We start from the raw sequence: 11,841 nt of genomic DNA on the forward strand, positions 1-11,841 counted from the left end.
GGCTTCGGCCGCGGCAATTTAGTTAGGAGCAGAACCGCCTGATGCAAATTGTGCCCAGTGCGCCGCGTGCCTTCGCGGCCCACAAACATGACTGGCACTTTGCGAACCCTTCAGTGGGATGGGCAAACTTCCCCCCGGAAAAAGCCGCTGGCGTTGCCGCCAGCGGCCCGATCAAGCAATTGCCGGCGCTGAGATCCAGCGCCGACCAGATCTGGCGCGCGGTGCCCAAGGGCACGGCGCGCCTTACCGCATTCATTAGCGTAAGCGCGCAGCACCTGCGTACGCCGATGAATAGCCCGCTTCGTAGCGCGCGCCCTGAGAAGCGTCCGCGGGAAGCGGGTTTTGACGAAGGGTGTAGTTTGAACTGACTCTCATCTGAAAACCTGAAGGAGAAAATGATGGCAACTATCAAGAAAGCAGCAGCTAAGAAACCCGCAGCCAAGAAAGCTGCTCCGGCAAAGAAGGCCGCTCCGGCGAAAAAAGTCGCTGCCAAGAAAGTCGCAGTGAAGAAGGTTGCAGCGAAGAAGGCTGCGCCGGCAAAGAAAGTCGCTGCCAAGAAAGTCGCAGTGAAGAAGGTTGCAGCGAAGAAGGCACCGGCAAAGAAGGCAGCGCCGGCTAAGAAAGCAGCTGTGAAGAAGGTTGCAGCAAAGAAGGCAGCACCGGCGAAGAAGGCCGCAGCAAAGAAGGCGCCGGCTAAGAAGGCTGCTGCCAAGAAGGCTGCGCCTGCTAAGAAGGCTGCTGCCAAGAAAGCTGCGCCTGCTAAGAAGGCTGCCGCCAAGAAGGCTGCGCCTGCGAAAAAGGCTGCCGCTAAAAAGGCTGCGCCTGCCAAGAAGGCTGCCGCGAAGAAGGCCGCTGCTCCTGCCAAGAAGGCTGCCCCTGCGAAGAAGGCTGTTGCCAAGAAGGCTGCACCTGCTCCCGCTGCGACTTCTGTCTCGAGCGCACCGGCGGCGACGGTGAAGACCGCGCTGAACCCGGCAGCTGCATGGCCGTTCCCGACGGGCAGCCGTCCGTAAGCAGTAGAAGTATTTCGACACGTCTTACTGTGTGTCGATGATCGAGTAGCGCTTGAAGCAGCATCACCGAGCGCTACTCGGTCAGGGTCCCGTTGCCGGGTTTCTGGCGACGGGATTTTTTTTGCCCGGGCGAGGGTGCTGGCTTTGAGAAGCGAGTTCGAAACCCGCAGGCGAAAAAAAACGCATGCACAGGGAGGGCATGCGTTTGAGGTCGTCGCGGCGGCGCGTAAAGCGCGACCGCACGAGAGGGGAAACTTAGTGCGTGACGCGCGTGACGCCGCCGCTGGAAAGCAGACGGACGCGCTCGCCGGCGCGGAAGATTTCGCCGGTGGCGCTTTGGGTAATCGCGCGCATGTCGCCGTTATCGAGTCGCACGGTGATCTCGAGGCCGTCGTGCACCGCAACGCCGTTCTCGACCGCATTGCCTGCCACTGCGCCAGCCAGGCCGCCGATGATGCCCGTCACGATCGAGCCGCGACCACCGCCAATCGCGCTGCCGGCCACCGCGCCCAACGCACCGCCGCCGATCGCACCCAAGCCGCTCGGCTGGCCGTTGTTCGAGCTGATCTTCACGGCCCGAACGCTGTCGACCGTGCCCATGCGGACCGTTTCTTCGCGTTGTGCCTGCGACGCCGTGTAGACGTCGGCAGAACTGCTGTTGTACGCACACCCCGACATGGCCAGCGAACCGGCGATCAAGGCGGCCACTACCAGGCGACTCGTTGTTCTCATTCCCTAACTCCAATAGCTTGCGGCATTACTGCAGGTCGTATCCGAACGCCTGCTTGAACCGTTCGTTGATCTCCGCCCGGTTGGGCGCGTAGTTTTGCGGGCCTTGGTGTTCGATCTTCAGCGCGCCCATCAGACTTGCCAGACGCCCCGTGGTCGCCCAGCCCAGCTTGTTCTCGATGCCGTAGAGCAAGCCGCCGCGGAACGCGTCGCCACAGCCCGTAGGGTCGAGCACCTGCTGTGCCTTGACCGCCGGAATGGCTTCGATGCCACCGGCGTGATGGATCTGCGCGCCTTGTTCGCCGAGCGTGACAATCAGCGCTTCGACCTTGCCGGCGATCTCTTCGATCGACCAACCCGTTTTGTTGCTCACCAGTTTGGCTTCGTAATCGTTGACAGCTACGTAAGTAGCAAGTTCAATCATGCGGCGCAGCGACTCACCGTTGAACAGCGGCAAACCTTGGCCCGGATCGAAGATAAACGGCACGCCGGCCGCTGCCAGGTGCTCGGAATGCTGGAGCATGGCGTCGTAACCGTCCGGTCCGACGATGCCGAGCGTGATGCCCTTCGCTTCGTCGGCGCGGTTCAGGTGCGCCTGCATCATCGCACCAGGGTGGAACGCGGTGATCTGGTTGTTTTCGAGGTCGGTGGTGATCATCGCCTGGGCCGAGTACGTGTCCGGCACCACCAGGACGTTTTCCGTCGAGAGGCCGAGCTGCTTGAAGCGGTCCATGTAGAGCTGCGCGTCGATCGCACCAAGCGCGCCCATGATGCGCGCGTTGCCGCCGAGCAGATGCAGCGAGTAGGCGATATTGCCCGCGCAGCCGCCGAACTCACGGCGCATCGTCGGCACGAGAAAGCTCACGTTCAGGATGTGGACCTGCTCCGGCAGGATGTGCTCCCGGAAGCGGCCTTCGAAGGTCATGATGTTGTCGTAGGCGAGCGAACCGCAAATCAGCGTAGCCAAGGCGAGCGTTCCTGTAAAAATCGATAAAGAGAATGGGCACGACGATGTGACAGCGCCGCGCATGAAGCGCGGCGCCGGGGTTCGTGCGCGAAGGTTTTACTTCAGCGCGGCAAGCGCTGCGTCGTAGTTCGGCTCGTTCTTGATTTCGCCGACCAGCTCAGCGTGCACGACCTTGTCGTTCTCGTCGACGACCACCACGGCGCGTGCCGTCAGACCCGTCAGCGGGCCGCTCGTGACGTCCACGCCATAGGCTTGCGCGAACTCATGGCCGCGGAACGTGGACGCCGTCACGACGTTCTCGATGCCTTCGGTCGTGCAGAAACGCGATGCGGCGAACGGCAGGTCGCCCGACACGACGATCACAGCCGTGTTGCTCAGCTTGGCTGCAGCCTCGTTGAACTTGCGGGTCGACGTGGCGCAGGTCGGCGTGTCGAGGCTCGGGACGATGTTCAGCACCTTGCGCTTGCCGGCAAAGTCGGCCAGCGACAGCGGCTTCAGATCCTTGCCGACCAGCGAGAAGGCGGGGGCAGTCTGGCCCACGCTCGGGAACGTGCCGGCTACTTCGATCGGGTTGCCACCCAGCGTAACTTGACTCATGTTGTCGTGCTCCGAAAATTCGTCAGTAATGACGGTGAACACGCCCGGTCAGTGCCGGGCGCGAGGATGCGTTACGGATAAAAAATCTGTACGCGGAAATTTGACGCGACCGCATTGCCCGTGTCGAGATGCACGATCATGGTCTGGGTCGTGTGCGCCGGCAGTCCGGCCGCAATCGGCGTGCCGGGTGCGACGTAGTCTTGCGGCCACAACACGCGGCGCACGGCGACATTGTTCTGGTCGTCGAGCAGCGTGAGTTCGATCGCCGGGTAGGCCAGCGCAACATTGGCGCGGTTGCGCAGCGGCATCTTCAGTTCGAGCTTGTGCGGGCCGTCGATCTGCCGCAGGTCGGACGGTTCGACCTGCAAACCGTCGATGTCGTGCGGCGGCGTGATCTGGCAGCCGAGCTGCGCGCAGGCCTTTACGTAGAGCGTCTGCGAGCGTGGGAAGTAGACCTGCACGGTTTCACGCTGCCACCAGGCGAGTTGCGCGAGCAGGGCGATAACCAGCAGCGCGGCGACCACCGAGCCGAAGATGATCCAGCCGAGGCGGCGCGGTTCGGCCGGGCGTGTTTCGCGCACCACCGGGAAGGGATCGACGCCGTCATGCACCGGCTGGACCGCGAAGGGTTCGCCGCTCGATCCAAAGGTGGCCGGGCCTGGACCCGAGCCACCACCCGCGGCGGCCGCACCCAGGCCGGCTGCCGCAGCTACGCCTGCAGCGCCTACGCCAGCCGCACCCAAGCTGGCCGCTCCGAAATGCGGTTCATTGTCAGGAATGCCATGCAAGCTGGCCGGCTCGTGCAAAACCGGCTCGTCAGCATCAGCAAGATGTTCAGAAGGACGCTCGGTCTTGTGCCAGACCCGCGGCGCTGCTTCCGTAGACGGATTGGCCTCGTAAGCGAAAGGCTCACGCGGCAGGTCCGGGGGCGTCTCGGCCTCGTTGGCAACGGGTTCGAGCGGCACGTTCGCGAGACTGGGTTCGTGGTCGGCAGCAATCGGCGTGGTGAAGGCGCTCGCCGGCAGTTCCGGCTCGGTAGCGTGACGCGGCGTGACCGCGACGCCTGCGCCGGTTGAAATCGGCGTAAGCGGCAGATTGCTGGCGTTGTGAAGCAGGCGGTTGTCGATCGTGGCGTCGGGCGCCGGCGCCCATGGATCCCATGCTTCAGCGCTGAAATCGGGGCCCTTGGGGCGTACGCCGGACAAGGCCTCGATCGCCGCAGCCGCGGCAATTGGCTTGGCGGAGGAGAAGTCGCCGGCCTCGTTCAGTTCGAACAGGCTGCTCGATGCGTCGAATACTTCATGGCAATGCCCGCAACGCACGAGGCCGCGGCGCAGCGCGAGCTGCGCCGGTTGCAGGCGGAAGACGGTTTCGCAGAAGGGGCAACGCGTCGCCAGGAGCATATTGAGCCGATAAGCCGAAAGGCCGTTGGTTGGACAATACGCCTTATTCTAATGGCTTTCGCGGCGCGTTCCCGTCAGGCATACCCAACCTTCGTGTTCGCGCCATACGCCGATGTCGATCCATCGCGAATAGACCTGCGCCACTTCGTCCGCCTGGCGCGCCAGAATGCCTGACAGCGCGATCCGGCCACCCGCCTTGACCTTCGACGACAACATCGACGCCATCAGCTTGAGCGGGTTGGAGAGGATGTTGGCGACCACGATATCGAACTCGCCGGTGGGGCATTCGTCTGGCAAACCGTACGTGACTTCCGCTCGGTTCCGCTCGCTGTTGTAACGCGCCGATTCGACCGCCTGCGGGTCGATATCGATGCCGTACACCGGGTTGGCGCCGCACTTCTTCGCGAGGATCGCGAGGATGCCCGAGCCGCAGCCGTAGTCGAGCACGGATTGCTCCGCCTTCACCGACTGCTCCAGCCATTCCATACACAGACGCGTAGTGGGATGGCTGCCGGTGCCGAACGCGAGGCCCGGATCGAGTTCCAGCACGAGTGCGTCAGGGTCCGGTGCGTCGTGCCACGAGGGCACCACCCAGATGCGCTCGCCGATCGAAATCGGATCGAATTGCGACTGTGTGAGACGCACCCAATCCTGCTCTTCGACTTCACGCACGGTAAACGACGGCGCGCTTTCCAGCCCCACCTCGTTGGCCGCCGCCGCGAGCAGCACACCCGGCTCCTGTTCCGGCGCGAGCAGGGCGATCACGCGCGAACGCTGCCACGCCGTACGATCCGGCGTGAGACCGGGCTCGCCGAACAGCGGCTGCTCGTCGGGCGTGTCGGCGTCCGCATCTTCAACCGATACGGACAACGCGCCCAACTCGAGCAGCGCGTCGGAGAACTCCTCCGCGTGCTCGCGTGCCAGCTCGGCGATCAGTTCCCGGTAACTCATGACTTATGCTTCTTCCGGCGCGGCCTGCTGCTTCGCGGCCAACCGGTTTTCGAGGTAGTGAATGCTGGTGCCGCCTTCCACGAACTTCGCGTCCAGCATCAGCTCGCGGTGCAGCGGGATGTTGGTCTGGATGCCTTCCACCACCATTTCCGACAGTGCGATGCGCATCCGCTTGATCGCCTGCTCGCGCGTCGCGCCGTAAGCGATCAGCTTGCCGATCATCGAATCATAGTTCGGCGGCACGAAATAACCATTGTAGGCGTGCGAATCGACGCGGATGCCGGGGCCGCCCGGCATATGCCACGACGTCAAACGTCCCGGCGACGGCGTGAACTTGAACGGATCTTCCGCGTTGATCCGGCATTCGATCGCGTGACCCTTGAACACGATGTCGCGCTGACGGAACGCGAGTTTCTCGCCCGCTGCAATGCGAATCTGTTCCTGCACGATATCGACGCCGGTGATCAGCTCGGTCACCGGATGCTCGACCTGCACGCGCGTGTTCATTTCGATGAAGTAGAACTCGCCGTTTTCGTACAGGAATTCGAACGTACCCGCGCCAAGATAGCCCATCTTCTTGCAGGCGTCCGCGCAGCGATCGCCGATGCGGTCGATCAGGCGGCGCGCGATGCCGGGCGCTGGCGCTTCTTCGATCACTTTCTGGTGACGGCGCTGCATCGAGCAATCGCGCTCGCCGAGCCAGACTGCGTTCTTGAACGAGTCGGACAGAATCTGAATTTCGATGTGCCGCGGGTTCTCCAGGAATTTCTCCATGTAGACCTGCGGGTTGCCGAACGCACGGCCGGCTTCTTCGCGCGTCATGTTGACCGCGTTGACCAGCGCCGCTTCGGTGTGGACCACGCGCATGCCGCGGCCACCGCCGCCGCCGGCGGCCTTGATGATCACCGGGTAGCCGACCTGGCGGGCAATTTTCACGATCTCTTTCGGATCTTCCGGCAACGCGCCTTCAGAACCCGGCACGCAGGGCACGCCGGTCTTGATCATGGTTTGCTTGGCGGTCACCTTGTCGCCCATCATCCGGATGGTTTCCGGGCGCGGGCCGATAAAGGTGAAGCCGGACTGCTCGACGCGCTCGGCGAAGTCGGCGTTTTCCGACAGAAAGCCGTAGCCGGGGTGAATCGCTTCGGCGTCCGTCACTTCTGCCGCGCTGATCAGCGCCGGCATGTTCAGGTAGCTCAGATTCGAAGGCGCCGGGCCGATACAGACCGCCTCGTCGGCGAGCTTCACGTACTTGGCTTCCTTGTCGGCTTCCGAATAGACGACGACCGTCTTGACGCCCAGTTCGCGGCAGGCGCGCTGGATACGAAGCGCGATCTCGCCACGATTGGCAATGAGAATTTTTTCAAACATAGCGGATTTTCGACTCATCAATAGGCGCCCGGTCGATCACAACACAGGCTGCCTCAGAGGATCGGTCGCGCGCCTCGGGAGGGCAGGCGCGCGGGCGGCAGGCGCAAAAAAGCGCAAAGCGTGCCGCGTTAGCCGACCACGAACAACGGTTGGCCGTACTCGACCGCCTGGCCGTTTTCGACGAGGATTTCCTTCACCACGCCGGACTTGTCCGACTCGATTTCGTTGAGCAGCTTCATCGCTTCGATGATGCAGATCGTCTGGCCTTCCTTGACCGTGTCGCCCACCTGGACGAACGGGTCGGCGCCCGGCGACGGCGCGCGGTAGAACGTGCCGACCATCGGCGAGGTCACCACGTGGCCTTGCGGCGCGACGGGCGCCGGCGTAGCCGGGGCGCCCGCTGCGGCAGCCGGTGCTTCGCCGCCCGGCAGCGGTGCCGGCTGGGCATATTGCGGAGCATACGAAGCGGACGGTTGCACGTAAACCGGCGGCGCATTCTTGACGATGCGGACCTTGCCTTCGCCTTCGGTCACTTCGAGTTCGGAAATACCGGACTCCGAGACGAGGTCGATCAGAGTTTTCAGTTTACGTAGATCCATCAGGAAGCCCCTTTCAATGCGTAAAGTGCCGGCGCGTGCAATCGCAGTACCCGGCTTAAATTGGACGTGTTTGGAATCAGCCGCGCGACGAGCCGGCCGACAGCCGGTCGAGCGCGAATTCGAGCGCGTACAGATATCCCTTCCAGCCAAGGCCGCAAATCACGCCTTCAGCCTGGTCGGAGAAATACGAGTGATGCCGGAACGGTTCGCGGCGATGTACGTTCGAGAGATGAATCTCGACGAACGGGATGCCGACCCCCGCCAGTGCGTCCCGAATGGCCACGCTGGTGTGCGTGTACGCGGCGGGATTGATCAGTATGAAATCGGTTTGTTCAGTCCGGGCGGATTGGATGCGATCGACGAGAGCGCCTTCATGACTGCTCTGGAACGACGCGAGTTCGACGCCTGCGTCCGCTGCGCGGTCCGCAAGTGCCTGATCGATCTGCGGCAGCGTTACGCGGCCATAAACCTCCGGTTCCCGGGTGCCGAGAAGGTTGAGGTTGGGGCCGTGCAGTACCAGCAGTCGCGTCATGGTCGCTTCTTTTTCCGTGGAATTGGGCGCACTTTAGCGCTGATTAGAGAAACTTGTCTAGTTTCCTGCGCGTTGGAAACGATCCCGGCGATCTTTCGCCATCTCTCCGGGCGCCCATCTTCTCTCAAATTCGAGCGATTTGCGCGTAATTTCGCGCCTTTTGCCCCGATCTGATCGTCAAAAGAATGTGAAATTTAGAGCGCGTCGAGCGTCTGTTTCAGCGCTTGTGGGTCGATTTGCCCTAATTTTGTCGAGCGGATGTTGCCTTTTGCGTCGATTACGACGGTAAAGGGCAGGCCGCCCGCGGTATTGCCGAACGCGCGCGCGAGGTCGGCGCCGCCGAACCCGGTGACGTAGACCGGGTAGGCCACTTTCACCTTCTGCAGGAACGCCTGGACGTTTTTATCCGAATCGACGCCAAGTCCTACGAACTGGATTCCTTTCTTCGCATATTCGCGTTGAAGTTGCGAAAGAGCGGGCATTTCCTCGACGCACGGGCCGCACCACGACGCCCAGAAGTTGACGACGATTGGGTGACCTTTAAGCAAACTTAGCGATTGCGGCTTGCCGTCGACATTCGTGACGGGCGCGGTCCAAAGTTGCTCGACGGCGCTTTGCGTGGAACCGGGCTGCGCCGCGTGGGCGACTTCCGGGTCGCCGTTCAGCAAGTGATTGGCCAGCACTCCGCCACCCGCGGCGGCGATCGCGACGAGCGCGCCTGCCAGAATCCGTTTCGTATTCATTCCAGGTCTAGGTCTGTCTAATTAGTTGAAGAGGTGACATTGCTGCTGTCGAGCAGCGCCTGAACGGCCTGCTGATTCGCCCGGGCCGTGCGGCCGCGCGCGTCGGCCCGAACCGCGCCGCGCAAGTCGTCCGTTTCGTACAGGGCGACGTGGATGCCGGCCGGCTCCGCATCGCGCCCTTCGTTCGTGGGGCGCCAGAGGAAGCTCAGCGTCTCGACGTAGCCGCGGCCGGCAAAATGCCGCGTCTCCGAAACGTCGTACTGGATGTTGGCGTTCAGAAAGTAGATCGCCACTTCTTTCGGGTTGTCGCAGAACACCTGAAGGTGGATATCCGAGTGTTCGCCGGCTGTGCCGCCAAGCACCGCGCCGGTCAGATAGGGATTGAACGGCGCAAGCCGCTCCATCCAGTCGATCGCGATACGGCGTAGCCGCCGCAACAGCACCGGCTGGCTGTCGCCCTGGAAAAGCGACTGATATTCACGGATTTCTTCTTCGATCTGGTCGTTATCCGGCAGCCATTCGCCGGCAACACGACTCTCGCCGACTACCTGCCGTGCCGCTTTACGCTTGGCCGTTGCGTAGTCCAGACCGTCTTCAGCGATCATCCGGGCAGCCGCGATGGCGATTTCCTCGCGCACGCGCTGCGGATCGAAATGTGATTTGCGAACCATCTCTCAATCATACTAGAGATTGATGACAGCCCTTTCTGGGCGGTTCACGCAGGGCGTTTTGCGGGGGCGGGACGGGCAGCCATCCTGGCGGCCCCGTTCGTAGGGCGATTCGGAGGCGTCGGTTACAATAGCGTCCTTTGCGGACGGTCGTTTCGACCGCTCTTCCGCACTCCCATCCCTCGCAAAATACGCCCGCGCGGCACGACAGGCTTATGCACATCCACATCCTCGGTATCTGCGGCACGTTCATGGGCGGACTCGCGGTCCTCGCGCGCGGCGCGGGCCACACCGTGACGGGCTGCGACGCCGGCGTCTATCCGCCGATGAGCACGCAGCTCGAGGCGCAAGGCATTCGTCTGATTGAAGGCTATGACGCCGAGCAGTTGAACGGTCTCAATGCCGACCTGTTCGTGATCGGCAATGTGGTCTCGCGCGGCAACCCGCTGATGGAAGCGATCCTCGATCGCGGCCTGCCTTATGTGTCCGGTCCGCAGTGGCTCGGCGAGCACGTACTGAACGGCAAGTGGGTGCTGGCGGTGGCCGGCACGCACGGCAAGACCACCACCAGTTCGATGCTGACCTGGCTGCTCGAAGACGCGGGTCTCAATCCGGGCTTCCTGATCGGCGGCGTGCCGCTGAACTTCGGGGTGTCAGCGCGGCTGACCGATTCGAGCTTCTTCGTGATCGAAGCCGACGAGTACGACACGGCCTTCTTCGACAAGCGCTCCAAGTTCGTGCACTACCGGCCGAAAACCGCGGTGCTGAACAACCTCGAGTTCGATCACGCCGACATTTTCCCGGATCTGGCCGCGATCGAAACGCAGTTCCATCACCTGATCCGCACGGTGCCGGGCATTGGCCGTATCGTCACGAACGGTCGTGAAGACGCGCTGGAGCGCGTGCTGACGCGCGGTTGCTGGAGCGAAGTCGAGCGGTTCGGCGTGCAAGGCGGCTGGGAAACCCTGCCGGCGGAAGACGGCGTGCCGGTCGACGAGCGTTTCGCCGTGTATCACAACAGTGAGCGCGTCGGCGTGGTCGAGTGGCAGGTGCAGGGCGAACACAACCGCATGAATGCGCTTGCCGCGATCGCCGCCGCGCGCCATGTCGGCGTGCCGCCGGCGCAAGCCGCGAAGTCGCTCGCAAGTTTCCGGAATGTGAAGCGCCGCATGGAAGTGCGCGGCAGCGTCGACGGTGTGACCGTCTACGACGATTTCGCTCACCACCCCACGGCCATCGAAACGACGGTGGCCGGACTGCGCGCCCGCGTCGGCCATGAAAACACGCGAATCCTGGCCGTGCTGGAACCGCGCTCGAACACCATGAAGCTCGGGGTGATGAAGGCGCAACTGCCGGCGAGTCTGGCGAACGCCGATCTCGTGTTCGGCTACGGCGCGCCGGCTGGCCGCGACGCACTCGGCTGGGATCTCGGCGAGGCGCTCGCACCGCTCGGCGGCAAAGCGCAGGCATTCGACAATCTCGACGCGCTGGTCAAGGCGGTGGTTCACGCAGCGCGCCCCGGCGACCAGATTCTGGTGATGAGCAACGGCGGCTTCGGCGGCGTGCATCAGAAGCTGCTCGACGCACTTTCGGCACGAGGCGCTTCGTGATCCTTTATTTGCACGGTTTCCGTTCGTCACCCAATTCGTTCAAGGCGCGCGTGCTGGCGGCGCGTCTCGTCGAACTCGGCCGCAGCGACGAGTGGTGCTGTCCGATGCTGCCGGTTTCGCCGTTCGAGACCGTTGCGCTCGCTGAATCGCTGGTCGCGGCTGCGAAGCCGAAAGACGTCACGGTGATCGGCAGTTCGCTCGGCGGCTACTTCGCCACGCATCTCGCCGAGAAGCACGGCTGGCCGGCGGTGCTGTTGAACCCGGCGGTCGTGCCGCAGCGCGACCTGAGCGCCTATCTCGGCGAGCAGCCGCTGTGGCACGGCGGCGGCAGCATCACGGTCGAGCCGCATCATCTGGACGAGCTGCGCGCGCTCGGCGTCGCGTCGATCACGCGGCCCGAACGCTATTATTTGATGGCCGCCACCGGCGACGAAGTGCTCGATTACCGCGAAATGCTCGCGCACTATCCGGGCGCACGCACTACGCTGATCCAAGGGAGTGACCACGCGATCAGCGAATTCGCGCAATACATCGACGAGGTGCTGGCCTTTTGCGATGCCGAAGACGTCGAGCCGCCGGCGCCGCGCGAGGCCGCCTGAGCGTGCCGACGATCCCGCAGCGAGGCCGCTGCGGATCACCAGAATCATGCCGCCGGCGC

At 63.3% G+C, this 11,841-nt stretch carries 14 protein-coding genes; 4 read left to right on the plus strand and 10 right to left on the minus strand.

All coding sequences use genetic code 11. The features are described from left to right. Positions 1-41: 41 nt before the first annotated feature. Both KHO30_RS19070 and KHO30_RS19075 read left to right on the plus strand, forming a co-directional pair. Complete coding sequence (locus KHO30_RS19070) at positions 42-368, plus strand: hypothetical protein (RefSeq protein WP_093645212.1); 327 nt, start codon at positions 42-44, stop codon at positions 366-368. Positions 369-398: 30 nt separating this feature from the next. Further along, the gene (locus KHO30_RS19075) at positions 399-1,013 is read left to right on the plus strand and encodes a histone H1-like DNA-binding protein (protein WP_093645210.1); all 615 of its coding nucleotides are present in this window, start codon (positions 399-401) and stop codon (positions 1,011-1,013) included. A gap of 255 nt (positions 1,014-1,268) precedes the next feature. On the opposite strand, the gene KHO30_RS19080 is transcribed toward KHO30_RS19075, so the two are convergent. The 10 genes from KHO30_RS19080 to KHO30_RS19125 all read right to left on the minus strand — a co-directional run bounded on the left by KHO30_RS19080 (position 1,269) and on the right by KHO30_RS19125 (position 9,576). Further along, positions 1,269-1,745 carry an outer membrane lipoprotein gene (locus KHO30_RS19080; protein WP_054040737.1) on the minus strand — a complete coding sequence of 159 codons (477 nt, stop codon included), beginning with the start codon at positions 1,743-1,745 and terminating at the stop codon, positions 1,269-1,271. A 25-nt stretch (positions 1,746-1,770) separates the two neighbouring features. Beyond that, the gene (locus KHO30_RS19085; protein WP_211701880.1) at positions 1,771-2,709 is read right to left on the minus strand and encodes a carbohydrate kinase family protein; all 939 of its coding nucleotides are present in this window, start codon (positions 2,707-2,709) and stop codon (positions 1,771-1,773) included. Between the two features lie 96 nt (positions 2,710-2,805). Further along, positions 2,806-3,306, minus strand: coding sequence for a thiol peroxidase (gene tpx, locus KHO30_RS19090; protein ID WP_054040805.1), 501 nt, complete (start codon positions 3,304-3,306; stop codon positions 2,806-2,808). 71 nt (positions 3,307-3,377) lie between these two features. Beyond that, on the minus strand, positions 3,378-4,709 hold the full coding sequence (locus KHO30_RS19095) for a zinc-ribbon and DUF3426 domain-containing protein (RefSeq protein ID WP_211701881.1): 1,332 nt from the start codon (positions 4,707-4,709) through the stop codon (positions 3,378-3,380). A gap of 48 nt (positions 4,710-4,757) precedes the next feature. Continuing rightward, positions 4,758-5,660: a 50S ribosomal protein L11 methyltransferase gene (gene prmA / locus KHO30_RS19100; RefSeq protein WP_211701882.1), complete on the minus strand. Its 903-nt coding sequence runs from the start codon at positions 5,658-5,660 to the stop codon at positions 4,758-4,760. A gap of 3 nt (positions 5,661-5,663) precedes the next feature. Further along, entirely contained in the window at positions 5,664-7,031 is a 1,368-nt protein-coding gene (gene accC, locus KHO30_RS19105; RefSeq protein ID WP_054040733.1) for an acetyl-CoA carboxylase biotin carboxylase subunit, read from the minus strand. Between the two features lie 128 nt (positions 7,032-7,159). Beyond that, positions 7,160-7,630: an acetyl-CoA carboxylase biotin carboxyl carrier protein gene (gene accB / locus KHO30_RS19110; RefSeq protein ID WP_093645201.1), complete on the minus strand. Its 471-nt coding sequence runs from the start codon at positions 7,628-7,630 to the stop codon at positions 7,160-7,162. Positions 7,631-7,706: 76 nt separating this feature from the next. Beyond that, entirely contained in the window at positions 7,707-8,162 is a 456-nt protein-coding gene (gene aroQ, locus KHO30_RS19115; protein ID WP_211701883.1) for a type II 3-dehydroquinate dehydratase, read from the minus strand. 194 nt (positions 8,163-8,356) lie between these two features. Beyond that, positions 8,357-8,905 (minus strand): TlpA family protein disulfide reductase, encoded by a 549-nt coding sequence (locus KHO30_RS19120; RefSeq protein WP_093645197.1) that lies wholly within the window; start codon positions 8,903-8,905, stop codon positions 8,357-8,359. 17 nt (positions 8,906-8,922) lie between these two features. Then, on the minus strand, positions 8,923-9,576 hold the full coding sequence (locus tag KHO30_RS19125; RefSeq protein WP_093645194.1) for a UDP-N-acetylmuramate--alanine ligase: 654 nt from the start codon (positions 9,574-9,576) through the stop codon (positions 8,923-8,925). Positions 9,577-9,788: 212 nt separating this feature from the next. Between KHO30_RS19125 and mpl the strand changes: the two genes are divergently transcribed. Both mpl and KHO30_RS19135 read left to right on the plus strand, forming a co-directional pair. Next, positions 9,789-11,183, plus strand: coding sequence for a UDP-N-acetylmuramate:L-alanyl-gamma-D-glutamyl-meso-diaminopimelate ligase (mpl, locus tag KHO30_RS19130; protein ID WP_093645192.1), 1,395 nt, complete (start codon positions 9,789-9,791; stop codon positions 11,181-11,183). Next, positions 11,180-11,782: a YqiA/YcfP family alpha/beta fold hydrolase gene (locus KHO30_RS19135; RefSeq protein WP_211701884.1), complete on the plus strand. Its 603-nt coding sequence runs from the start codon at positions 11,180-11,182 to the stop codon at positions 11,780-11,782. Before mpl ends, KHO30_RS19135 begins: the two co-directional genes overlap by 4 nt. The last annotated feature ends 59 nt before the right edge of the window (positions 11,783-11,841 follow it).

Origin of the sequence: Paraburkholderia aspalathi, from assembly GCF_905220735.1 — a bacterium.
Taxonomy (GTDB): domain Bacteria; phylum Pseudomonadota; class Gammaproteobacteria; order Burkholderiales; family Burkholderiaceae; genus Paraburkholderia; species Paraburkholderia aspalathi.